Source organism: Kutzneria buriramensis, from assembly GCF_003387475.1.
GTDB classification, from domain to species: domain Bacteria; phylum Actinomycetota; class Actinomycetes; order Mycobacteriales; family Pseudonocardiaceae; genus Kutzneria; species Kutzneria buriramensis.
In genome coordinates, this window is record NZ_QUNO01000037.1 from 20,435 (window position 1) to 44,218 (window position 23,784).

At 70.0% G+C, this 23,784-nt stretch carries 23 protein-coding genes; 5 read left to right on the forward strand and 18 right to left on the reverse strand.

Annotated features, from left to right (window positions below):
• The first annotated feature begins 283 nt into the window (after positions 1-283).
• Together BCF44_RS57175 and BCF44_RS52905 are read left to right on the forward strand one after the other, a co-directional pair.
• Positions 284-1,126: an integrase core domain-containing protein gene (locus BCF44_RS57175; RefSeq protein WP_246016314.1), complete on the forward strand. Its 843-nt coding sequence runs from the start codon at positions 284-286 to the stop codon at positions 1,124-1,126.
• Between the two features lie 744 nt (positions 1,127-1,870).
• A complete protein-coding gene (locus BCF44_RS52905; protein ID WP_116182195.1) occupies positions 1,871-3,022 on the forward strand; it encodes an MAB_1171c family putative transporter in 1,152 nt (383 codons plus the stop codon).
• Here BCF44_RS52905 and BCF44_RS52910 read toward each other — a convergent pair.
• The 11 genes from BCF44_RS52910 to BCF44_RS52960 all read right to left on the reverse strand — a co-directional run bounded on the left by BCF44_RS52910 (position 3,009) and on the right by BCF44_RS52960 (position 12,674).
• A complete protein-coding gene (locus BCF44_RS52910; protein ID WP_116182196.1) occupies positions 3,009-3,668 on the reverse strand; it encodes an HAD family hydrolase in 660 nt (219 codons plus the stop codon). The genes BCF44_RS52905 and BCF44_RS52910 overlap by 14 nt on opposite strands.
• Positions 3,665-4,309, reverse strand: a complete 645-nt coding sequence (locus BCF44_RS52915) for a histidine phosphatase family protein (protein ID WP_170218247.1) — start codon at positions 4,307-4,309, stop codon at positions 3,665-3,667. The genes BCF44_RS52910 and BCF44_RS52915 overlap by 4 nt, the downstream gene beginning before the upstream one ends.
• 59 nt (positions 4,310-4,368) lie before the next feature.
• Complete coding sequence (locus BCF44_RS52920) at positions 4,369-5,175, reverse strand: S-methyl-5'-thioadenosine phosphorylase (RefSeq protein ID WP_116182198.1); 807 nt, start codon at positions 5,173-5,175, stop codon at positions 4,369-4,371.
• Between the two features lie 26 nt (positions 5,176-5,201).
• Positions 5,202-6,578 carry a phosphoglucomutase gene (locus BCF44_RS52925; RefSeq protein ID WP_116182199.1) on the reverse strand — a complete coding sequence of 459 codons (1,377 nt, stop codon included), beginning with the start codon at positions 6,576-6,578 and terminating at the stop codon, positions 5,202-5,204.
• Positions 6,575-7,471, reverse strand: a complete 897-nt coding sequence (locus tag BCF44_RS52930) for a carbohydrate kinase family protein (protein ID WP_170218248.1) — start codon at positions 7,469-7,471, stop codon at positions 6,575-6,577. The genes BCF44_RS52925 and BCF44_RS52930 overlap by 4 nt, the downstream gene beginning before the upstream one ends.
• The gene (locus BCF44_RS52935) at positions 7,468-7,866 is read right to left on the reverse strand and encodes a RidA family protein (RefSeq protein ID WP_116182201.1); all 399 of its coding nucleotides are present in this window, start codon (positions 7,864-7,866) and stop codon (positions 7,468-7,470) included. Before BCF44_RS52935 ends, BCF44_RS52930 begins: the two co-directional genes overlap by 4 nt.
• Positions 7,863-8,594, reverse strand: a complete 732-nt coding sequence (locus tag BCF44_RS52940; RefSeq protein WP_116182202.1) for an SDR family oxidoreductase — start codon at positions 8,592-8,594, stop codon at positions 7,863-7,865. The genes BCF44_RS52935 and BCF44_RS52940 overlap by 4 nt, the downstream gene beginning before the upstream one ends.
• Complete coding sequence (locus tag BCF44_RS52945; RefSeq protein ID WP_116182203.1) at positions 8,591-9,154, reverse strand: DJ-1/PfpI family protein; 564 nt, start codon at positions 9,152-9,154, stop codon at positions 8,591-8,593. Before BCF44_RS52945 ends, BCF44_RS52940 begins: the two co-directional genes overlap by 4 nt.
• The gene (locus BCF44_RS52950) at positions 9,151-10,233 is read right to left on the reverse strand and encodes an inositol-3-phosphate synthase (protein ID WP_211353675.1); all 1,083 of its coding nucleotides are present in this window, start codon (positions 10,231-10,233) and stop codon (positions 9,151-9,153) included. The genes BCF44_RS52945 and BCF44_RS52950 overlap by 4 nt, the downstream gene beginning before the upstream one ends.
• A 79-nt stretch (positions 10,234-10,312) precedes the next feature.
• The gene (locus BCF44_RS52955; RefSeq protein ID WP_116182205.1) at positions 10,313-11,311 is read right to left on the reverse strand and encodes a Gfo/Idh/MocA family protein; all 999 of its coding nucleotides are present in this window, start codon (positions 11,309-11,311) and stop codon (positions 10,313-10,315) included.
• Between the two features lie 130 nt (positions 11,312-11,441).
• Positions 11,442-12,674: an MFS transporter gene (locus tag BCF44_RS52960; protein ID WP_170218249.1), complete on the reverse strand. Its 1,233-nt coding sequence runs from the start codon at positions 12,672-12,674 to the stop codon at positions 11,442-11,444.
• Positions 12,675-12,846: 172 nt separating this feature from the next.
• On the opposite strand from BCF44_RS52960, the gene BCF44_RS52965 reads away from it, so the two are divergent.
• Positions 12,847-14,322 carry a GMC family oxidoreductase gene (locus BCF44_RS52965; protein ID WP_170218250.1) on the forward strand — a complete coding sequence of 492 codons (1,476 nt, stop codon included), beginning with the start codon at positions 12,847-12,849 and terminating at the stop codon, positions 14,320-14,322.
• Positions 14,319-15,053 (forward strand): SDR family NAD(P)-dependent oxidoreductase, encoded by a 735-nt coding sequence (locus tag BCF44_RS52970; protein ID WP_116182207.1) that lies wholly within the window; start codon positions 14,319-14,321, stop codon positions 15,051-15,053. The genes BCF44_RS52965 and BCF44_RS52970 overlap by 4 nt, the downstream gene beginning before the upstream one ends.
• Before the next feature lie 66 nt (positions 15,054-15,119).
• On the opposite strand, the gene BCF44_RS52975 is transcribed toward BCF44_RS52970, so the two are convergent.
• The 6 genes from BCF44_RS52975 to BCF44_RS53000 form a co-directional block, all read right to left on the reverse strand.
• Positions 15,120-16,511, reverse strand: a complete 1,392-nt coding sequence (locus tag BCF44_RS52975) for an MFS transporter (RefSeq protein ID WP_246016316.1) — start codon at positions 16,509-16,511, stop codon at positions 15,120-15,122.
• 91 nt (positions 16,512-16,602) lie between these two features.
• Positions 16,603-17,355: a fumarylacetoacetate hydrolase family protein gene (locus tag BCF44_RS52980; protein ID WP_116182209.1), complete on the reverse strand. Its 753-nt coding sequence runs from the start codon at positions 17,353-17,355 to the stop codon at positions 16,603-16,605.
• A complete protein-coding gene (locus tag BCF44_RS52985) occupies positions 17,349-18,251 on the reverse strand; it encodes a TIGR03619 family F420-dependent LLM class oxidoreductase (protein WP_116182223.1) in 903 nt (300 codons plus the stop codon). The genes BCF44_RS52980 and BCF44_RS52985 overlap by 7 nt, the downstream gene beginning before the upstream one ends.
• Complete coding sequence (locus BCF44_RS52990) at positions 18,248-19,423, reverse strand: enolase C-terminal domain-like protein (protein WP_116182210.1); 1,176 nt, start codon at positions 19,421-19,423, stop codon at positions 18,248-18,250. The genes BCF44_RS52985 and BCF44_RS52990 overlap by 4 nt, the downstream gene beginning before the upstream one ends.
• Positions 19,420-20,154, reverse strand: coding sequence for an alpha/beta hydrolase (locus BCF44_RS52995; RefSeq protein WP_170218251.1), 735 nt, complete (start codon positions 20,152-20,154; stop codon positions 19,420-19,422). Before BCF44_RS52995 ends, BCF44_RS52990 begins: the two co-directional genes overlap by 4 nt.
• Before the next feature lie 102 nt (positions 20,155-20,256).
• Entirely contained in the window at positions 20,257-21,894 is a 1,638-nt protein-coding gene (locus BCF44_RS53000; RefSeq protein WP_211353676.1) for a GH3 auxin-responsive promoter family protein, read from the reverse strand.
• Between the two features lie 203 nt (positions 21,895-22,097).
• On the opposite strand from BCF44_RS53000, the gene BCF44_RS53005 reads away from it, so the two are divergent.
• Entirely contained in the window at positions 22,098-22,853 is a 756-nt protein-coding gene (locus BCF44_RS53005) for a class I SAM-dependent methyltransferase (protein ID WP_170218252.1), read from the forward strand.
• Between the two features lie 57 nt (positions 22,854-22,910).
• On the opposite strand, the gene BCF44_RS53010 is transcribed toward BCF44_RS53005, so the two are convergent.
• On the reverse strand, positions 22,911-23,774 hold the full coding sequence (locus BCF44_RS53010; RefSeq protein WP_116182213.1) for a formyltransferase family protein: 864 nt from the start codon (positions 23,772-23,774) through the stop codon (positions 22,911-22,913).
• Between the last annotated feature and the right edge of the window lie 10 nt (positions 23,775-23,784).

Genomic DNA, 23,784 nt, shown 5'->3' on the forward strand with positions numbered 1-23,784 from the left:
ACCGTGGCAACGCAAGTGAATTCACTCAAGTAACCGCTGAGATCGACCTCGCCGTCTCCAACGCCTTCGCCGCGCTACGGCTACTACGCATGACCGACCGCGAGAAGGACGTCGAGATCCTTGCCTTACGCCATCAACTCACGGTCATGCACAGACAACTCGGCTACCACCGGCCACGACTGCGGCCCGAGGACAGGGCGTTGCTCACAGCCCTGCTCGCGCCCCTGGCCCGCGTGACGCTACGCCGGCTCCCGTTGCTGGTCAGCCCCGACACGGTGCTGCGGTGGCATCGGGATCTGGTGAAACGCCGCCACGCTCGTGCAAGCAAGCGCCGCAGGCTGGGCGTCCACGCACGGTCGCTTCCATCCGCCGCCTCGTCCTGCGCCTGGCAACCGCGAACCCCTCCTGGGGCTACCGGCGCATCCACGGCGAACTGGCCCTCCTCGGCATCGCGATTGCCGCCTCCACCGTGTGGGAGATCCTCAAGACCAAGGGCATCGACCCCGCCCCACACCGGGCAACCACCACATGGGCGGCCTTCCTACGCTCCCAGGCCGACGCGATCCTGGCCATGGACTTCATCGAGACCATCACCCTCACCGGGCAACGCCAGTACATCCTCGCCGCCATACACCACAGTGGCCGGCGCGTCCGGATTCTCGGCACCACCGCGCACCCCACCCACACCTGGGTAACGCAGGCCGTTCGCAACCTGATCATGGATCTCGAGGACGCAGGACGCGCCGCACGGCTCCGATTCCTCGTCCGCGACCGCGACGCCAAATACCCTGCGCTAATCGGCGAGATCCTCAGTGCTGCAGGGATCGCCACGGTGCTGACCGGTGTCCGGATGCCCCGCATGAACGCGATCACCGAACGCTGGGTCAAGGCACTCCGCACCGAACTCCTGGACCGCGCGCTGATCTGGAACCAGACCCACCTCCGGCACGCGCTCCGCGAGTACGAGCGGCACTACAACCAGCACCGAACCCACCGCTCACTCGCTGCTGCGGCACCCCTGCGAGCCCGGCCCCAGTCCCTTGAGCACGACCGGATCGAACGCCTCACCGTACGCCGGCGAGACCGCCTCGGCGGAGTCCTCCATGCGTATCGACATGCCGCTTGACCCGCGTGGACGGGTTTTTCGGCACGCACAAGGTCAGGGCTCTGGTGCGGATGCGAGTGCCGCGTCGGTGGCGTTCGGCCCGCAGCAGTCGGCCGAGGTAGCGGGCCAGGTCGTGGTGGACGTCGAGTGTGGCTCGATAGGTGATCACGGGGAGCCTTCTGGTTCGGACTTGATCTTCGCAAATCCAGTCCTACCAAGGACTCCCCGGCCTTCTGCCAGGGTCTTTAGCCCATTGACGATCTATCTGCCTGTCAGGCTCGGGTCCGTCTGCTTAGCTCTCGACGTACGGATCTTGGTGAGATCACCACAATGTAGGTTCAACACACATCCCTGCTCCAGTTCTGCTCCAGACGATCCAGTGTGAAGCGCCCGCCGACGGTCCCGACGATGTGCCGGTCCGACGCCACCGGTTACTGGACGGCCTGATCAAGGAATACAGGTCAGCCGCCTGAACATGGGCAGCATCACCGCTACTCGACGGATCGCATCCCATCTGGGGCGGTACACCATTGGCCTGTGGTTCCCGGACGATCGGGGCCACGGTGTGTAGAGGAGTTCTGTACTCTCAGGAACCGGCGGGGGCGCGTGCTGCGTCGATCGCGCGGATGGCCTTGGACCAAGCGGGGGGCGTGGCATGGCACGGGTAGATCTGGTCAGCGGGTTCTCCGACGATCCGGACGTGATCCGGGCGGTGACCGAGCGCGCGCCGGTCGTGAGGCCCATCCGGGACTCGCTGGCGTAGCGGTGCTGGAGGACCTGGTCTTCGGCTGCTGCGCTGCCATGTGGTGGCTCGCCGTCGCCTTCATGCTGCCCAGCTGGCGGGAGAAGGCCGACGACCCGGCGTTTCGCGGCCTGCTCTTCGTCTTCATCTGCAAGGCGATCGCGCTCACGCTGGCAAACTCGCACGTCCTGGCCGCCATCGACCACGGGCTCGGTGTACCCAACATCGCCATCCTCCTGCAACACCTCACCGGAGGGGTGGCGTTCACCGCGGCCGTGCTGGTGGTGCTGGTGCACTGGTCATTCCCACCCGACAAAGCCCGCCGGGCAGCGCAAATCCGTGTCGTCGCCGGCGTCGCTGCCGCGTTTGTGCTGGTAGCATTGTGGTTGCTCACCGACACCAATGTGAGCGGGCGGCTGACGCACTATCTGGTGGCCAACGCCGACCGGCCGAGCGGTGCCGCCTATCTGCTCGTGTACACCGCAATGTTCAGCCTGGGACTGGTGGAGATCGTGCGGATCTGCTGGCGGTACACCCCCAGCACGCAGAGCCACACGCTGCGGATCGGGCTGCGCCTGACGGCCGTCGGGTCGGTGATCTACCTCGTCCATCCATTGAACCGGGCGGCTTCGCTCGTGGCGGACGCGGTGGACCTGAACCCGCTGTCCTGGGAGACCGTCTCGCTGGCGGCGATCGGCGTGGGAACCGTGCTGATCGTCATCGGGCTGCCGTTTCCGTTGTGGCACAGGCGGGTGGCCGCGCTGGCGGGGTGGCTGCAGAGTTATAGGGTGTACCGGAAGATCCGACCCTTGTGGCGGGCGTTGTACGAGGCGGTGCCAGAGATCGCGTTGGAGTCGCCGGGGTCGAGGCTCGGGGACGCGCACTACCACCTGTACCGGACGGTGATCGAGATCCGGGACGGGTGGCGGATCGTCCGGCAGGACCTGGATCCGGACATCGCCCGGCGGGCGGAGGAGCAGGGCAGGGCGGCGGGGTGTGAGGGGCTGGAGTTGCGGGCGTTCGTCGAGGCCCGTCAGCTGAAGGCGGCGTTGGCGGCGCGCAGGGACGGCCGGCGCACGGAGGCCGCAGAGGTGCCGGAGGCCTATCTGAGCGAGAGTTTCTCGAGCGAGGTCGCCTGGCTGACTCGGCTGGCAGAGGCGTTCACGCGGGCCTAGCGGCCGCCTCGACCGCCTCAGTCAGGCTGTCCACGATGTGTCCCCGCAGCTCGTCGAAATGGCCCCGAGCATGCAGCGCGTCAGCGCCCGCGTGGTACAGCCGGAACTGCGTCCCGCACTCCCGCGCCGCGGCGGCGTCATCGGCGCTGTCCCCCACCAGCAACACCGCCGACGGGTTGACTCCCAACTTCCCGAGTTGTCGCCGCAGGTGCGGAGCCTTGTACCCGCGCTCCGTACCCTGCAACCCGTCCACCGCCGCGAAGAACCCGCCGATCCCGGCCTTGTCCACCAGTAGCAAGAGTTCCTCGTGCGGGTACATGGACAGCAGCGACTGCGTCCGCCCGGTCCCCTGCCACCGCCGCAAGGCATCAACCGCGTCGCTGGTCAGCGGAATTGAGTCCCGCCGCCGCACATAGGCATCCTGGAAGTGTCGGGCCAGCACCTCCTGCTCAGCGTCGGACAGCTCCCGCCCGGCCAGCCGGTTGTAGAACAACGGAATCGGCTGCGTGTGGTGCCGTTGGTACCGTTCCCGGGTCACTGCCGGCAGTCCGGCCGCCACGAACGCCTCGATAGTCGCCTCGATCAGCGCCACGCTGTCGCCGAACAGGGTGCCGTTCCAGTCCCAGACGATGTGTTCGATCCTCATACCGACTCCCCCGCCATTGCGACCGCGTGATCCGGGTCGGCGCGCCACGCAGCCGGCAGGTGTGACACGTCCCCCAACGCCTTCAGCACGGCACGGCCCCCTTCGAGTTGCACCCTCGATACCGACCCGACCGAGACAACGCCGATGTCCCGGTACCGCCCCGGCGCGAGCCCCAGGAAGTATGCCAGCACCAACCGAACCGGCGCCTTGTGCGTGACGACGGCGACCTTCGATCCGCCGAGCGCGACGTCTCGCACGGCCGCGACGGCACGAGCCATGACCTCCAGCCCGGTCTCACCGCCGGGCGGACTGAACAGCGCCGGATCTCCTTCCCACCGTGCGAGCAGGCCCGAATCCACATCCGCCCGCAGCCGGTCCTCCCACTGACCGAAGTGGAGCTCCCGCAGCCGGTCGTCCACGGTCACGGCCGCCCCGAGCCGCTCGGCCAGTACCGACGCCGTGCCCACGGCCCGCCGCGCCGGGCTGCAGACGATGGCGGAAACCCGCTGCAGCGCGGGGTTCTCCGCCACGCACTCCGCCATCCGCCACCCGACATCGGTCAGGTCCCCCTCGTGCGAGCCGCAGAACCGTCCCCGCACGGTGCATTTCGTCTGGCCGTGCCTAATCAGCACGACGTCCATCGCTTCTCCCCTCCACGACGGCCCGTGCCGGCGTCGAAGCGCCGGCACGGGCCGGGACATCAGGTACGAGCGCCGTCCAAAGCCGTCTGGCAGGCGCACTCGAACGCCTCCGGCAGCGCCTCCACCAGCCGCCGCACGATGTCCAGCACCCGGCCGGAGTCGGCGTTGAAGGCCTTGAGCACGTTCTCGTGCGACACGATCTCGGCGTGCTCGTCGCCCACGATCTCGGCCGCGGCCACGTCGTAGTCGGTGATGTACGACAGGTTCGCGTAGCAGAGCTGCAGTTCCCGGGCCAGCACGACCTCGGGGTACTGGGTCATGTTCACCAGGTGCCAGCCCTGAGAGCTGAACCACCGACTCTCCGCGGCGGTGGAGAACCTCGGTCCCTGGATCACCACCACGGTGCCCTCGCGGTGTACGGTCGCGTCGGCGTCGGCGAGCGCCTTGTCCGCCAGGTCCCGGATCCGCCCGCAGTACGGGTGGGCGGAGCTGATGTGCGCTGCCTGGCTGCCCTTGAAGAACGTGTCCGGCCGGCCCCACGTCCGGTCCACGAACTGGTCGACCAGCACGAAGTCGCCCTTGCGGTAGTCCCGCTGCAGGCTGCCGACGGTGTTGAACGCCACCACCTGGCGGACCCCTATCTCCCGCAGCGCCCACAGGTTGGCCCGGTATGGCACGTCCGAGGGCAGGTGGTCGTGGTTGCGTCCGTGCCGCGGCACGAACGCAACCTGCCGGCCGGACACCGTGGCGATGCTGATCGGCGCACTGGTCGGCCCGTACGGAGTGTCGACGACCACGTCCTCGGCGTCCTCCAGGAACCTGTAGAAGCCGGTGCCGCCGATGATCGCGATGGATGCTTGCGCCATAACCGATTCCTCCCAGCTGTAGCGGATTACTGACGTTGCAGGCGGGTCTCGACGGCCGCGACGACCGCGTCCGCCACGACCGGGACGGCGAGTTCGCCGTACACCCGCACGCCCCCTTCCGTCGACGACGGGCGCAGCAGCAGCCACTGCCCGCCGGGGAGCCAAAACTTGATGCCGTCGATGTCGGTGATCTCTTCGACGGACTCGACAAGCCCGTTGTCACGCAGGGATTCGAGCCCGATCCGCTGCAGCGGGCCTGGGTCGGAACCACCGTCCACCCTGGACTCGAACGGATGCAGGCCACCGACCCGATGCCGCAAGTCGTCGACCAGCTCGGCAAGGCCGAGACCGGTGTCCTGGAGCAGCTCAGCGACCAGCGCCAGCGCGGCGAGCGGGTCCCGGTCCAGGCCGTGCTCGACGAAGCAGAGATCACCGACACCACCACCGGCGGCGTCCACTCGACCTGACGCGAGCATCGGCGACAGGTGCTTGAAGCCCACGCCCAGCTCAATCACCGGCATCCCCAGCCACGACGCCACCCGCCGCACGGCGGTGCCGGTCGCGACCGTGACGGCGACTCCAGTCCCGGCCCGGCCGGTCCTGCGGTGCCGGTGTTCCAGCAGCAGGCCCAGTAGCTCCGCCGGCTGCACGGTGCGCCCCCGACCGTCGATGAGGAAGACCCGGTCGCCGTCCCCGTCGAGGACCACGCCGAGGTCCGCGCCGGTGGCCAGGACCCGTTCGCAGGCCCGGCGCCGGGACGCCGGCAGCGCCGGATCCGGTGTGAGTCCGCCGAAATCGGGATCGGGCCAGGAGCCGATCCGGTCCACCGCCCAGTTCAGCCGTCCGCACAGCCGCACGACCGTTCCGGAGGCGATGCCACCGAGGCCGTCTAGCACGACCCGCAACGGCCGCCGCGGAATCGACGGCAGCTTGCCCAGCACGTCGGCCACGTGCGCGCTGACCAGTTCGTCGGCGTCCATCGCGTCGACGGCGATCCCGTCCAGGGCTCCGGACCAGACCGGGGCCGCGTCGATGGCTCGTTCCAGGTCTGCGACAGGGGGACAGCCCGGACTGAGCTTGATCTTGACGCCATTCCACGACGCCGGGTTGTGGCTGGCAGTCACCAACACCGCCAGGTCGGCGTGGCCCAGCCGGACCGCGGCGGTGGCGGTCGGCGTCGGCAGATGCGGCACCAGCCGAACCTCCGCAGCGCCGGCCGCTGCCGCCGATCGCGCCACAACCTCGCCGGCCGCCGCGCCGTACCGCCGCCCGTCGTAACCGACCAGCACCTGTTTCCCGCCGGAAACCGCGACAATGCGGCCGGCCAACTCCCCCGCGCTCACCGGGGTGAAACCCTGGCCGATGATTCCGCGCCACCCGTCTGCACTTGACCGAAGCCTCACAGCGGACTCACCTCTGTCAGGTCGTCGACGCTCGCCAGCCGAGCCCGCGCACCCACCGCGCCGACCGCCAGGGCGCCGCTGCGGTTGGCGGCTTCCAGCCGCTCAGTCGGCTCCAGACCGGCAAGTAACGCCAGCAGGTACGCGGCAGCGAATGCATCGCCGGCGCCGGTCGGATCGACCACCGGCACCGGTTGCACGGGCACCTGCCACTCGGTGCCGTGGTGCCGAAGCAGCGATCCCTCCGCGCCGAGCGTCACCACGACCTGCGTGGCCACGGCCGGCGTGGCGGCGAGCAGCCGATACTCGGCCCGGTTCAGGAACAGGGCATCGCAGTGCGGGACGATGTCGCCGGCCAGAGGATCACCGGCGTAGACGCCGCCGGGCGTCCACGCCAGCAGAGGCGGCGCGTCCAGCCGGCCGATCGCGTCGACTGTGGCGTACAACGCCTCGACGCTCGGGTCGAACAGCAGCACGGCGTCGAATTCCCCCGCCACCAAAGCCAGTACGTCCTCCGCGCCGAGCAAGTCGTTGGCGCCGCGGCAGAGCAGCATGTAGTGGCGGTCGCCGAACACCGGGATCACCACTCGGCCGGTCGGCTCGGCCGCGAACCGGCGTACGCCCGTCACGTCGATGCCGCGGTCGCGCAGGTCCGCGAGCAGCAGATCCCCGTCCGCGTCCACACCGACGGCCGCCGACAGCGCGACGGACAGCCCGAGCGCGGCCAACGCCGACGCGCAGTTACCGGCATGCCCGCCGACTTCTGTAGTGACCTTGCGCACGAGGGTGGCGCCCTCGTCACCGGGCTCCGAGTCCGCGTGCAGGATCAGGTCCACGTTCAGCGACCCGATCACCAGCACCCGGGCCCGGGCGGCGGTGTCGGCGAGCGCGCTCACCCCTGGACCACCGCGACGCCGCTGATCTCCACCAGGCAGCCGTCCTCCGCCAGCCTGGACACTTCGACCAGCGTGCTGGCCGGTCCCGGCTCGGCCAGCACACGGTTGCGGACGCCCGAAACAGCCTGGAAGTCCCGTTTCACGTCAACCACGTAGACGATGACGCTGACCAGGTCGGCCAGGATGCCGCCGGCCTCGGCCAGCACCTGGCGGAGGCGTTCGAACACCACCTCGGTCTGGCCGGCGGCGTCGCCCGGGTGCAGCACGGCGCCGTCGGCGTCGGTGGCGACCTGGCCGCTGACGAAAACCAGCCCGTCCACCGAAACCCCCGGCGAGTACCGGCCGATCGGCTTGGAGTGTCCGGCGGGGATCAGGGCCCGCACGGTCGAAGTCATGTCTGCATCCCCTCCGGGAACGGTCCGTACGACGTGGTCATCGCCGCCAACTGGACCTGTCTGATCTCGACGTTGGCGGGCAGCTCGAACAGCCCGCCAATCACCTCCGCGACCTCCGCCGCGGACAGCGCCCCCGGCCGGTCGCCCGGCGAGGCGGCCTCGTGCGCGCCCCGGAAGCACGTGTCCACCCGGCTCGGCAGCAGCGAACTCACCCGCACGCCACGCGGCCGCAGTTCGCGGCGGGCCACCTCAAGCAGTGCCGACATGCCGGCCTTGGCCGCCGTGTAGGCCGCCCGTTCCGGGAACGGGTACAGCACCGAATCGGACAGCACCCCGACGACGATCCCGCCGGGCCGGGCGGTGAGCAGTGGCAACACGGCGGTCAGCACGTGAAACGGGCCGTCCAGATTGACGCTGATGGCACCGCGCCACTCCGCCAGATCGATCTGCCCCAACGGCCGCCAGACGCCGTGGCCGGCGTTGAGCACCAACCCCGCCAACCGGTCGATCCCGGCCGGCAGCGCGGCCCGCACCTGCGCCGCATCGGCCACGTCCACCGTCGCCGTCACCACCTTGGCGCCAGCGGCCCGAGCTGCTTCCGCCGTCAGCGCCGACGCCGTCCGTGCCCACAGCACGAGGTCGAACCCCTTACGGGCCAACGACTCCGCCGTTGCCGCGCCGATGCCCCGCGACGCCCCGGTGATCAGCACCCAGCCGCGCCGGGTCACGACGGGACCCGTCCCGGCAAGATCTCCGTTCGTGCCGAGACAGCGTCCACCGTGTCCGGCGCGAACTCGGCCAGCACCCGGAACGCGATGTCCACTGCCTTCACGGAGGCCTGCCGATCGCCGCCGACGGACCGGAGCTGCCCGTCCCGCACCAGACCCGTGACCACCTCGCCGACCGGATACCCGGCCAGCAGCGTCCGCTTGTTCCGGTGCACGGCCAGCCGTCGCCCCGCAGCCAATCCCGCGGCCGCCACGAGCAGCGCGCCCGAGCAGACGGAAAACACGGCCGTGCCACGGGATCCTGCCGCCCGGAGCACGTGGAGCAGCTCCGGGTCGGCGGCTGCGTCCCGTGCCCCACGCCCGCCAGGAACGACGAGCGCGTCGGCATCAGCGGCGACCGACAGCCCGTCGGTGGCCGCGAACAGGATCCCCGCCGAGCCGGTGACCTGCGGTCGGGCCGCGGTGATCCGGGCGTCGACGGCCTTCGCCAGCACCGCGTACGCCCCGAACAGGTCGAGCTCGTCGACGCCCGGATAGGCGAGGAGCACCACCCGGGTCACTGGCCGGCCGTGGCTTCGGCGAGCTCGGAAACCGTGTCCAGGACCCGGAAACTGGCCTCGATGTCCTCGTCGGAATACGACGGGTGGCCGCCCGCCGGCGACTTCAGGATCCGCACGGCCGCCGCGGCGAAGCCGCCGACGCCGGCCCGCCGCGACGCCGCCGCGATCCGGATCAGGTCGATGATCACGCCCGCCGCGTTGCTGGAGTCCTGCACCTGCAACTTGAGGTCCAGCGACACCGGCGTGCCGGCCCAGCCCTGGCCCTCGATGTTGAGGATCGCCACCTTGTGGTCCTTGAGGTGCGCGACGAAGCCAGCGGACGGGATCACCTCGACGTTGCCGGTGTCCACGCCGTCCTGGGCCAGCGCGTTGAGCTTGGACTGTCGCTTGCTCGCGCCCTGCTCCCGCAGGTTGCGGAAGTCCTCGTTGCCGCCGAAGTTCAGCTGGTACGAGCTGGTCAGGGTGAGGCCGCGCTGGCTGAGCAGACCGAGCAGCGCCCGGTGCACCACCGAGGTGCCGAGGTGGCTGGCCAGGTCGTCGCCGATCAGCGGCACGCCGGCCTGCTCGTAAGCGGCGAGCAGCTCCGGCGACCGCGCTACCAGCTCGGGGGTGCAGTTGACGAACGCGACCCCGGCGGCCAGTGCCGCGCGGGCGTAGGCAGTGGCCGCCCACTGCAGGCCGGTCGGCAGCGAGTACAGCAGCACCTCGGCGTCGCTCTCCCGCAGCCGCTGGACCACTCGGCGGAACGCGGGCGAGGTCTCGTCGACGTCCTTTTCGGACAGTCCGGGGTCCACCCCCACATCCACCGCCGGCAGTTCGCCGGCCAGCAGGGGGTAGTTGTTCGGTTCGGCCAGCACGGCCTGGTGGAACTCGCGGCCCACCTTGTTCGGGTGCGGGTCGAAGGCGGCAACGAAGCGCAGGTCACTCACCCCGAGGCCGCCGATCCGCGGCCGCTTCACGCCGGGGAATTCAGATTCGGCGATTCCCTGTGCGCTCATCCGACGGTACAGCTCGGCGCCTTGGAACAGCGCGGAAATGTTGTTGCCGACGCCCGCGACGGCAAGACGAAGCGAAGCCACCATCACACACCTTCCCACAATCAGGTCGATTCGGCCGGCAAAAACCCGCCGGCATTACGGGAGCTGTCGCGAATAAGGGTCATCCAGCGACGACGGACGGCGCGCCGCAACCGCGGCGCATCGCGTCGTCGAGCAGAACCTGAGCCCGGTAGCCGTCCTCGAAATCGGCCACCGAATTCGAGTCGAGCAGGGCCCGATAGGGATTCATCGAGTTCGGGCCGAACCGCGCGGTCTCCGCCCCGCCGTCGGCAGTGGTGACGGCGAGCGTGGCGCTGCCGTCCTCCGAGTTCGCGCGGACCTCGGCGACGCCGCCGGCGCCCTGCGCCACGATCCGCACCTCGCGGCGTCCGGTCGACACCCGGGACACCAGCACCCGCGACCGGGTCGGGCCCGCGTCGTCGGCGAGCAGCACCTCGGCGATGTCCTCGGTCTCGGCGGCCAGGGTCAGGCCGTCGAACGCGCGCCGCGGATACATCACGGTGGCCGAGCCGTGCACCACCGACCATCGGCCCGGCGCGAGCCAGCGCAGCAGGTCGAACAGGTGAACGCCCTGGTCACCGAGGGTGCCGGCGCCAGCCGAGGCCAGTCGGTGCCGCCACGGCCACGAGGTCGTCGGGCCAGCCAGGAAGTCGTGGTGGAACTCCAGGTCCACGCGAGCCAGCGGGCCGAGCGGCCCGGCGCACAACTCGCGGAGCCGATCGAACGCCGGGTTCGCTCGCCACTGGAAGGTGATCATGGCAGAGGCCGCCCGGCCGCGCCGCGCGAGCCGCGCCGCCGAGTCGACGTCGGTAGTGAGCGGCTTGTCCGTGACGACGGTGAGGCCGGCGTCCAGGCCGAGGCCGATCAACTCCTCATGGGTGTCCGGCGGGCTGGCCACCGCGATCGCGTCGATGCCGCCGTCGGCGATCACCTTCGCCACGTCGTCACTGGTCCGCGGCACGTCGAATCGGCGGGCCAACTCACGGGCCCGGGTCGCGTTGTTCCGATAACAGAGCGCCTCGACGGTCACGCCGTCGCACTCGGCCAACCAGCTCAGATGATTTGCGCCGAATCCGGCTCCGATCACCGCGAAACGCACAGAAATTCCCTAATGCGGGCGAGAGCACACAATTCGAACCCCCCAGTTCGTCGCGTATTGTCAGCGACAGTAGGCACCGCGCCGCGAATCCGCAAGAGCGTCCCGGCGACGCGTGGACGAAATCCTCGGCTCAGTTGGGTTCCGGCGAGGGCTGCGGGCGCAGCGCCGGCACCGACGCGGCCACCAGGACGACCAAGAAGCCGGCGGTGGCAGCCAGCCCGGCCACCACGAACGCCCCGCGCAGGCCGCCGACGGGCAGCACCGACCCCACGATCGCCGAGCCGATCGCGCTGCCACCAAGGAAAACCGCCGTCACCCAGGCGAACGCCTCGGTGACCGTGCCGCGCGGCGCGATCTTGCCGATCAGCACGAAGCCACACGTGAGCACCGGAGCCAGGCCGAAGCCGGCGACCGCCATGAGCGCCACGGTGCCGGCCGCGCCGAGCATGAACACCAGCGGCCAGGTGCAGACCGCCAGCCCCAGCACCAGAAACACCATGCGCCGCAACGGATCCCCGGACCAGTTCCGCGCGCCGTAGCCGAGGCCGCCGATCAAGCTGCCGAACGAGAAGGCCCCCAGCAGCACGCCGGAGAACCCGGGCAGGCCGGCCTGTTCCGCGTAGGCGACGGTCGCCACGTTCAACACTCCGACCACGCCCCCGATGCACATCATGCCGAGCAGCACCATCAACAGCAGCCGGGACCGCAACGCACCGGCCCAGTCCCGGGCCCGCGGCTCGCCGCGCCAGGCGCGGACCGGCCGGATGGACACGAACGTGGCGGCACCGGCGATGCCGAGCGTGCCGATGACCAGCAGCGCGGCCGTGGTCGAGGTCAGGGCGGCGAGCCCGACCACCATCAGCGGCCCGGCCACGAACAGGATGTTCTGCAGGGCCGTGTCCAACGCGTAGGCAACCTCCACAGTGGACTCGTCCGGCAGCACGCTGGACCACATGCTGCGCAGGGCCGGTTCGAGCGGCGGCATCAGGAAGCCGGCCAGCGCCACCCCGATCAGCGCCATCGGCAGCGAGTCCGCGCCGAGCACGGCCAGCAGCACGAAGCCGAGTCCGGAGCCGATCGCGCCGCTCAGCAGCGTGACCAACTGCCCGCGCTGGTCCACGATCCGGCCGAGCACCGGGCCGCCGACCGCGGAGCAGAGGCCGTACAGTGCGGCGGCGGTGCCGACCTCGGCGTACGGCACGTCGTGCGCGCGCAGGAACAGAACGATAGCCAGTGCGCTCATGCCGTTGGGAAGGCGACCGAAGAAATTGCTGGAAAGCAGGCTCAGCGCGTGCGGCTGCGCGAGGCAGTGCAGGTACTTCCGCATCGTTCCCCATTCCCCATCGGCGTCGACCTCGGCCATCGTTCCGCATGGGGCACCGAGGTTCAACGGCACGGTGGACACCTCGGACGCACCGGTGCGAGACTGCGTCAGCCCGGACTTTCTCGTCCGATGCGCACAGTTTCCGGGGGCCGCGGGACATGGGAGCGGCCCCGGAATCGATTTCCTTCCGGACTGGTCCCGAGGAGATTTCATGCCCGAGAAAACCGGTTACGACGTTCTCGTGCTCGGCGGCGGGGTTGCCGGCTGCGTGCTCGCGACGCGCCTGAGCGAGGACCCGAGCCGCTCGGTCTGCCTGGTCGAGGCGGGTCCCGATTACGGCCCCGACCGGGCGAAGTGGCCTGCGAAGGCCCTGGACGCGCGGGTGCTGCCGCGTGACGACGTGTGGGAGAAGCAGTCCGCGCCCTACCGCATCCGGGCCAAGGTGGTCGGCGGCTCGTCATGTGTGAACGGCTGCTGGCACACCTGGGGTTCGGCCAGCGATTTCGCGGAATGGGCCGCGCTGGGCGGCGCTGGCTGGTCGGCCGACTCGCTGGGGCAATTCCGCCGAATCGTTGCCGAGAAGATGAGGTTGCGCGCGATTCCGGCCAGCGAATTGTCGGTGTGGAGCAGCAGCTCGCTGGCGGCCGCCGCCGAGCTGGGCTATCCGGAGGACGCCGACATGAGCGCGCCCGGGGTTGGCCCCGGCTACGGGTGTCCGCCGGTCAACGCCATTGGCGATCTCCGCTGGAATGTGGCATTCGCCTATCTGGACGAGGCGCGGTCGCGGCCGAATCTGCGGATCTTGAGCGGCGCGACGGTGAACCGCCTGGTGCTGGCCGACGGCCGGGTGACCGGCGCCGAGGTCGACCTCGCCGGCGAGCAGGTCACCCTGACCGCGGACACCTATCTGCTGTCCGCCGGCACCTACGGCTCGCCGTCGGTGCTGCTGCGCAGCGGCATCGGCCCGGCCGAGCACCTGGCCGAGGTCGGCATCCGGACCGTCGTGGACCTGCCGGGCGTCGGCGCGAACCTGGTCGACCACTCCTGCCTGGTGCTGCCGCTGACTCCGACCGCCGAGCTGAACGCCGCGCTGCTGGCGAAGGAGGAGGCCGGCGACCTGTACGCCAGCCAGGTGGCGATCAAGGCGGCGACGGAGTTCTGCGACGAGGGCGCCTGGGACCTGCACCTGCTACCTACGGCCGGCGCGCCGCTGTTCGGCACGCTGCCGCGCGGCCGGTACGAGGTCGGCATCGCGGCGTTCCTGATGAAGCCGGCGTCGCGGGGCCGGCTGCGGCTGCGGTCCGCGGACTACGGCGTGGGGCCGGACATCGACCCCGCGCTGTTCACCGACCCGGACGGCCGGGACCTCGCGGTCGGCCGCCGCGGCCTGGAACTGGCCGCCGAACTCGCGGCCAGCGCGCCATTGAAGGCATGGGCCAGCCCGCGCGACGAGACCCGGCCGCAGGACGCATCCGACGAGCACCTGCGCTCGCGGGCCGGCACCTACTGGCACCCGATCGGCACCTGCGCGCTAGGTGACGTTGTCGACGGCGACGCCAAGGTGCAAGGCGTGGAGAACCTGCACGTCATCGACGCCTCGATTCTGCCGACCATCCCGCGGTCCAACACCCAGCTGCCGACGCTCGCGGTGGCGGAGATGCTGGCCGGCCGGCTGGCGAACCGGTGACCGCGGCGGACGAACAGGTCGCGCTGGTCACCGGGGCGTCGCGGGGCATCGGCCGGGCGATCGCGGAGCAGCTGTCCGCCGCCGGCTACGCGGTGGTGATCAACCATCGGGACTCGGCCGACGACGCCGGGGCGCTGGCCCGGCGGCTCGAGCGCGGCATGGTCGTGCAGGCCGATGTCGCAGACCCGGTGGCGGTGCGGGCGATGGCCGCGCGGGTCATGGCGACCTACGGGCGGCTGGACGTGCTGGTGAACAACGCCGGCGCGACCATGCCCGGGGACTGGCGGACGCTGGCTCCGGAGACCTGGCGGCGCTGCATCGACGTGAACCTGACCAGCGTCTTCAACTGCATCCAGGTGTTCGCACCGATGCTGGCCCGCACCGGCCGGGGCCGCGTGGTGAACATCGGGTCCACCTACGCCGGCATGGGAGTCGGAGTGATCGCCGGGTACGCCGCGGCCAAGGCCGGCGTGATCGCGCTGACCACGTCGTTCGCCCGGGAGCTGGCACCGCAGGTGGCGGTGAACCTGATCGCCCCCGGCAACATCGACACCGAGATGACCCGGTCGGTCGGGGACGAGTTCGTGCAGTCGGTGATCGACCGGACGCCGCTGCGACGGCTCGGTGATCCGGCCGACATCGCCGCCCTGGTGCGGTTCCTGGTGTCCGAGAACGCCGCGTTCATCACCGGGCAGACGATCGTGTCCGACGGCGGGCACGCGCTGGGCTGAGACGCGCACATGCCCGGCCGCCGGCGGCCGGGCATGTGCGACTGGCTTGATTACACAGTTGAACGGTCAGACCGACGCCAGACGAGGTTCCTCGAGGACCGCGATGCGGGCGGCGGCGACGGCCGCGGTGCGCAGCGCCCATCTGGTCGTGGCGAGGAAACCCAGTACCAGTACCACAACGCCGCAACCAGCCATGAGAAGCCAGCTGGCGTGGCTGGCCGCGGGAAAGCCCGTGCGGAACGGTCCGACAACCCGGGCGGTGGCCACCGAGCCGAGGATCGCCACGCCGAGCGAGACGCCAACCTGGCGGCTGGTCGCCGCGATCCCGGACGCCACACCCGCCTGCGATCTCGGCATTCCCGACACGGCCGTGTTGGTGATGGGCGCGTTCAGCAGGCCGAAGCCGATGCCGAACACGACGTACGCGATGACGAGATACCAGACAGGCGTGTCGGCGGCGAGCACCGAGAGCAGCCCGCCACAGACGGCGACGCCGACGCCGGCGACAGCGAGCGGCAGCCGCGGGCCACGCGCGGCGACGATGCGGCCGGACACCGGGGAGAACAGCGCCGCCGGCAAGGCCATCGGCAGCGTGATCAGGCCAGCCTGCAGCGGGGTCAGTCCCCGAACGCTCTGCAGGTACAGGGCGTTCAGGAACAGGAAGCCGGCCATGCCGGCGTAGCCGCAGACCGCCGAGACGGTCGCCGCCGTGAACGGCACACTGCGGAAGAATCGCGGGTCCACCAAGGGATCCGTGCGGCGGCTCTCGTACCAGAGCAGCAACACCCCGGACACCGCGGCGGCGACGAGGCAGGCGATGATCGACGACGACCCCCAGCCCGCGCCAGGGCCTTCGATGATCGCGAACGTCGACGTCATCAACAGGACGATCACCAGCACCTGGCCGACCGGGTCCAGCGGGCGTGGACGGTCGGCCTTCGAGTCGGGCACGTACACCGCGGTCAGCACGATCGCCAGCACGCAGATCGGCAGGTTCAACCAGAAGATCGACTGCCAGCCGCCGGTGTCCACGAGCACCCCGCCGACCACCGGTCCCAGCGCCATGCTCAGGCCAGCCACGCCGGCCCAGACACCGATCGCCTGGGCGCGCTCCCGAGCCTCGGTGAAGGTGTTGGTGACAATGGACATCGCCACCGGGTTCAGCATCGAGCCGCCGACCGCCTGCACCATGCGGAAGGCGATCAGCGCGCCGATGTTCGGGGCCAGGCTGCACAGCAGCGAGCCGATGCCGAAAACCGCGAGGCCGACCTGGAAGGTGCCCCGGCGGCCGAACCGGTCGGCGGTCGAGCCGGACAACATCAGCAGGCTGGCCAGCACCAGCGTGTAGGCGTCGATCGTCCACTGTAGACCCGTGACCGGCGCGTTCAGGTCGCGCTGGATCGCCGGCAGGGCCAGGTTGACGATCGTGTTGTCCAGGCCGACGATCAGTGTGCTCATGCAACAGATCGCGAGCACCAGTGACTTGCGTCGACGGCTCAGCATGTCACCCCTAGGCAGAAGACGTCGTGACATCCGAGAGTACTCCTCATCATGCCGACGCCGTGGCGGCGGCGCGCACCGGGTGGGACAGCTCGCCGATGCCGCCGATGCGCACGGTGATCTCGTCGCCGTCCCGCATCGAGCCGCCGCCGGCCGGCGTGCCGGTGAGGATCACGTCGCCGGGCAGCAGCGTCATCAGGCGGCTGCACCGGGCCACCAGCGTGCCGACATCGCGGATCATCTGACTCGTCGAGCCGTCTTGTCTGAGCTCGCCGTTGACAGTGGTGCGGATCGTCAGGTCGCCCGGGTCGACAGCGGTGTCGATCCACGGGCCCAGTGGGCAGAACGTGTCGAAGCTCTTGGCCTTGGTCCAGTGACCGCCAGGCAGACCGACGTCCCAGGCCGTCACGTCGTTGCCACAGGTGTAGCCGTGCACCACCGAACCCCAGTCGTCCGGCGACACGTCCCGGCATCGAGCGCCGATCACGACGGCGAGTTCCCCCTCGAATCGGACGTCCTCGGCGTTCGGCGGCAGCAGCACAGGGTCGCCGGGGCCGATCACCGCGGTCGACGGCTTCAGGTTGACCACAAGGTCGTCCGTCGTCGCCTCGCCGTAATTGCGGCCGATCACCAGCACCTTGCTCGGCCGAACCGGGGCCAGCAGTCGGACGTCGTCGAGGGCGAACTCCCCGTCCGCCAGATCGAATTCGCCGAACACGTCCCCGACGACGCGTCGGATCACACCGCCGTCGACCACCCCGTGGTCTTCTCGGCCACCGACGGAGAACCTAGCAGTCAACACGTTCCACTCCTGTCTGCGAGTTCTTCCCACGCCGCCTCGGTGCGGCGCACGGCCGTCTCGGCGTCCACGTCCGGGGACCCGATCTCCGGGTCGAAGTTGGGGTCGAGAAACGCCTCGGTCAGTCCGGTGCCGGCGAGTTCGGAGAGGTCCTCGCGGATCTTCGCCGGAGTACCGGTGAACGGCTCGTTCTCGTCGCGGGCGCGGACACGAACCGCCACCCGGCAGGCGAACCGGAGGCGGCCCGGATCGGCGGCGGCGTCGCGCACCGCCGCCACGGACGCTCGGATCGTGGCGAAATCCGCCTTGCTGCTGCCGATCCACCCGTCGCAGCTCCGGCCGGCGCGGCGCAGCGCGCGGGGGCTGCTGCCACCCAGCAGGATCGGCGGATGCGGCGCCTGCACCGGCTTGGGTTCCATCCGGCACCGCGGGATCCGGAAGAACTCACCTTCGTGCTCGGGCGTTTCCTCGGTCCACAGATTCTTCAGCGCGGCGATGAACTCGTCGGACCGGCGGCCCATCCCCTGCTGCGCCACACCGGCCGCGGTGTGTTCCGCGTCGGAGCGGCCGATGCCCAGTCCGACGTCGATCCGGCCACCCGACAACACGTCCAGCGTCGCGACCTGCTTGGCCAGCACGGCCGGCGTGAACAGCGGGATGCCCAGCACGGCGACACCAATGCGGATGGCGTCGGTGTGCGCGGCGAGGTGGGCCATGGTCACAATCGGGTCCAGCACGCTGCGATGCGCCGCGCCCCACGACCCGTCAACCGGCGACAGCAGCCGTTGGAAGGTCCACAGCGAGTGGTAGCCGAACTCCTCCGCGCGCCGAGCCAGGTGAGCCAGGTTGGCCGCGGTCGCCCAGGCCCCGGAGACCGGGGCCGCAACTCCGATCTTCACCAGTCCGTCCACTTCCCGGCGCCGGCGTCCCAGCTGCGCACCTTGCGCATGTGCCGCAGCAGCGCGGCGGCCGGCACCACTCCCGTTCCGTTGCCCGTCAAGGGCTCCACCTCGTTGTTCCGCCGGTCCACGGCGAAGGCCGGCACGGTCAGCGGCTCGGCGAACCATTCGTCCGGCCGGCCGGCCTCGACGGTCACGGCGTCGAGCACGCTGGCCAGCGCCCGGCCGGCGCCCCACAGCGGGCCGGTCTCCCCCACGTGCACGCCCAGTTGGTAACCGAGCCCGGCGCCATGGGCCTGCACCGCGAGCTGGGCCGAGCGCAGCACACCGCCGCACTTCGACACCCGGATGTTGACGTAACCGGCCGCCTCGAACTCCACAGCGAGGCGCAGGTCCTGTTCGTCCACGAAGGACTCGTCCACCATGACGTCCAGGCCGGTGCTGTGCCGAAAATGCCTGAGCACGCCCCAGTCCCGCGCGGTGGTCGGCTCCTCGATCCAGGCGATGCCGAGTGCCCGCAGGCTCGGAGCCGCCGCGGCCAACTGCTCGGCCGTCCACGCGCCGTTGACGTCCACCGACACCGTTGCCGCCGTGAGCTCGCGGACGAGCTCGATCCGCCCCAGGCACTCCCCGATGTCCTTGGTCGCCTTCACCTTCACATGCCGTGGCCGGTGCGCCAGCAACTCCCGTAGCTCGGCCTCGTCCCGGCTGAGGTCGAGGACCAGCGACACCGGGATCGGGCCGTCGTCCCGACGCATCTCGGCCGGAATGTCCAGCACCAGCAAGGCATCCCGCAGCGGTCGGCCGTGGTGTCGGCAGACGGCGTCGAGCAGCGCCGTCTCCAGCGCCGCGGCGGCGGACGGCGCCGGAGCCGCGCCGCCGAGCAGACGGGACACGTCCAACCGGCCCAATGAAGACGCCGCCGACTCGAACGACCGCCAGTCGAGGACCTCGGCGAGCAGCGCGACGTCCAGGCCGGCCAGCGCCGCCACCACGGAGCCGACGGTCTCCCCCGTCACATACGGGCGGGGCGCGCCCTCGCCATACCCCCGGATGCCGTCGACGTCCACTGTGACCAGCACGGACGCGGTGGTGACACGCTTGGCACCGGCGTGGTCGAAGGACCTGATCATGGGCACCTCGGCGACGTGGATCTCGACCGAGTGGATCATCGCTCCCGCCCTCCCCGCACGAGCGCCGCCAACCAGTCCCAGTAGTCGCGGCGCGCGTCGGTGAACTCGATGTAGTGACCGTCGGCCACGAATTTCCGCTCCGTCGCCGACGGCGCCAGCGTGGTGAGGACCTGGCGCGCCGTCGGTAGGTCGATGATCCGGTCTTGTGCCGGTGTGGCTAGGAAAACCGGGTCGTCGTGCGGCGGCCAGCCGGCGACGTAGCGGTCCTCCAGTTCCACCATGACGGCCCGGGTCCGGTCCGTGATCGACCGCAGCATCAGGGGATCCGCGGCGAGCAGCGTCAGGTATCGCGGGTCGCTGGTGTAGTCCTCGTCCTTCAACCGCACGGGCGTCATCGTCAGGCCGGCGCGCCTTCGGAGTTCGCCCAGCGCGGTGTCGTCGTGCCGACGCCGCTGCTGGCCGAGTGCGGGCGCGCAGAACACCAGGGCGTCCACCGGCAACGGGCCACGTGCCCGCCAGGCGGCCAGCACGCTGCCGCCGAAGCTCTGCCCGACCACGACGATCCGTCGGTAGCGCGGGCGCAGCCGGGCCAACGCGGCATCACAGTCGTCGAGCACGGCGTCCACCGACGGCAGGTGTCCGCGCGGCCCACCGCTGCGACCGGAGCCACGGCGGTCCAGCACGTGGAGTTCGACGCCACGGGCGGCCAGTGCGGGACCGGTCTCGAACAGCCAACCGCCGTGGCTCTGAATGCCGTGAATGTAGAACACCGCCACGTCCGCGCCGGATGAATGCCAGCAGTGCAGTTTCAGCTCGGTACCATCGCCAGTGCAGACGTGGTCGAGCGAAAACGAGGTCCGTGTCACCATCGGTCAGACGCAGACCGAAACATCGGCGATGAGACCGAGCTCCTGGAGTTTGCCCAGGAAAGCGCTGTCCCGTTGCAACCAGTGGTGCTTGATCTGGGCCGTGGCCACGCCACCGTGGAACCGGTGTTCGGCCAGCCTGCGGAACGCGCCCGGAACCAGCGTCAATACCCTTACCGGCCTGAGCCGTCCGCTTCGCCGCTTCTCCGCGTATTCCACATTCACATCCTGCAGCGCCGCGTCCACGCGCCGCCCCAGGTCGCCCGCCTCGTGCCCGTCGGTACACTCGATGGCAAGAAGGTAATACGGTGGTGTGTCCCACATCGGGATTCCCGTGAACCTCGGAGAGGCCACGAGGTCGAGGCCGATCACCGAGGTCACTGCGGCGTGCACGTCCGATTCGGTCACCTTCTCGCCGGTGAACGAGCTCTGAAACCCAGCCCGCCCGAGGAATTCCAGTCGCGGTGTGGCGCCCACCCGGCCCACGACCTGGTAGACATCGCCCACATCGTACCGGTAGAGACCGTTGGCCTGGCTCATCACCAGCCGGTACTTCTCGCCGACCGCCAGTTCCTCGAATCCGACAGTGTCCGCATCGGCCGGGAGCGGGTCCCCGTTGTGCAGATCGGTCCATGGCACGAATTCGAACAACCCCTGGTTCACCGCGAGCGGACCGGCCGATTCATGCCCGTCCACGGGCAGCGTGACGATGCCCTCCGTGCCGGTGGTGCTGAACGGCAGCGTCGGCACGTCCGGCGCGACCTGCGCCAGCCATGGGCCGTAGAGGCCGGCGGAGGCAGAGTTCCAGCACACCAGCAGCCGCAGGCTCGGCCACAGGTCGGTGAGCCGCAGACTGTCCCCCGCCAACCGCCGGGCGAGGCGTTTACCCAGATCAGGACCCACGTCGCCGATCAGACGGTCGGCATTCGCGCGCAGCGTCTCGGCCAGCATGACGATCTTGGACGGGTTCACCGACACGATCAGTCGGACGTCGGCGCCGGCCAGCCGCAGCAATTTGCCGTACAGCGAGTCGGCGAGGTCGCGGGCCACCGGATCGCGGGCGAACCAGTTCTCGTGTCGCCACGGCGGCAGCCAGTCGTCGACGTCGTCGGTGACCGGACGCTCGGTGATGCTGTACACCGGGAACCCGTTCTCCCGAAAGCGCACCGGCGCCGGTTCCCAGGACAGGTCGAGGACCGATCCGGCTGGCAGCGGCTCACCGCCGAGCTTGTCGAAGTACAGGCCCCACTGTGCATAGAGCGCCGGTCCACGATATTTTCGGCGCCAGTGTCCGGTGGTCGGCACCAGTTTCGCCGAGCCGGTCGTTCCCGACGTCTTGAGAAATGCATACGGGTCGTCCAGGGTCAGCACCCGGCGCTCTCCGGCCAATTGTCGCCGCACATAGGGCGCCAGTTCGTCATAACCGCGGATCGGCACCGCCTTTTTCCAGCCGTCCAGCGTCGCCACGCCGGTCAGACCGTGTTCCGCGCCGAACGCGGTCGGCGCAACGCCGGCCAAAATGTCCATAAACACCGATTCAGCGGCATCGCCCGGTCGTTGGTAGATCGCCTGTTGCGCCAACAGCGCGTCCCTGGTGCGGTTGACGAATTTCCGGCACGGCTCTGCATTACCCACAGCGGCCACACCCCTCCCCTTGTGATCGAAGCGGATCAGAGCAGATGACAGCATGAATTACCCGAGCGGCAAATGAACGGACTTCCCCCTGGCGACGTCCCGAACGTACCAATACGAACCGGGAGCGGTCAACGCCGCACAAGAACGCCGGCGCCGCACAAAGAGTTCACAAAACACTCGCTGTGCGGGTCACCGATGCTAACGTCCCGACCATGACCGATTCGGTGACAAGGTTCAGCAACTTTGCTGATTTCTACGACCACGCCCGGCCCAGTCCGCCGACGGAACTCGCCGAGTTCATCCGGCAGTGGATCGGCCTCGAGGACCCGGCCGTGGTCGACATCGGCGCTGGCACCGGACTGGCGACGGCGCTGTGGCCGCGCGCCATCGGCGTCGAGCCGTCCGACGAGATGCGGGCGATCGCCGAGGCGCGCGGACTGACCATGGTGTCGGGCTCGGCCGAGGCAACCGGCCTGCCCGACAAATGCGCCGACGTGGTGACAGTGAGCCAAGCCCTGCACTGGTTCGACCCGAAGCTTGCTTTCCCCGAGGTGGTCCGCCTGCTCCGCCCGGGCGGCGTGCTCGCCGCGTTCGACCACGACTGGCCGCCGGCCGTGGACGCCGAGGTTGACGCCGCGTACCGCGAATTCGAGGAGACGCACTCGGCCATCGAGGCCGCGCGCGGCTTGCGCCCCACCTTCGCGGCCAAGAAGGACCATCTCGGCCGGCTCCGGGAGAGCGGTCTGTTCCGGCACGTCACCGAGGTGTGCCTGCATCACCAGGATTCCGGTGACGCGCAGCGGCTGATCGACGTCGCCAGCAGCCAGGGCGGCGTGATCGCGCTGCTGAACGGCGGGGCCAGCGAGGACGAGATCGGCCTGACCAAGCTGCGTAAGGTCGCCGGCCGGCGGCTGGCTACGCCTAAGCCGTGGCACTGGACCTACCGGATTCGACTGGCCAGCGTCTGACCGGCGGAATTCCAGGGGCTCGTCGCTTTCGTGACGAGCCCTTTGCCATGTCCGGAATCAGCGCGCGTGCTCGAGTTCCCGGTCCAGCACGTCGATCAGCCGGGTCCGCAGGTGCTCACCGAACTCCCGGGCGATCAGGTCCACGATCGGCCGCACGCGGAAGAGCTCCACCCCGCGGTTCCCCATCTCGGCCAGCTCGGCCGCCGTCGGATGCGTGAAGTAACGGGCCTGGTCCTCCTCCTGGGGCACGGATTCCAGGGCATTGCCGGCAGCGAGGTCGTCCACGGCGGCGAGCACGAGCGTCGCGGCCACCGCCCGCTGTCGGCACATGTTCTCCAGCACCGACGCCGCGTGGTCCAGCGGCCGGCCACCGATGGCGATGATCGGGCCGGCGTCCCAGCGCTCATCGACGTGGTGCAGGGTGAAACCCGCGTCCCGGTCGCCGGCCGCGAGCGCGCGGGAGAACGTCAGCACGCCCCGGTACGCCGGCAGGAAGCCGGGGTGCAGGTTGGCGAACACGCCGTGCGAGCGCAACACCTCGATCAGCGGCCGACCGAACTTCTGGTAGCAGCGCACCGACACCGTCAGCCCGACCTGGTGCGCGGCCAGGAAAGCCACGAACGCCGGTGCGTTGACGTTCGCCACCTGCCGCACGGTGACCTGCGGCGCGTACAGCTGGGCGATGCCAGCTGGCGAGTTGGACCGGCTCGGATCGGGCGTCACGTGCGGGTACACGTGCTCGGCCAACAGCGCCCGCTCGATCGTGTACAACCGGCGCAGCGCGGCCGGCGCCTGGGAATTGGGCCGGTTCGCGGTGTAGTTCAACAGCACCTCGTGCCCGCGGGCGAGCAGCTCCGGCAGCAGATCGTTGACGATGAGGTGCGATGTCAGGTCGCTGCCGATCAGGAACGCGATCTTCATGTCCGTCCAA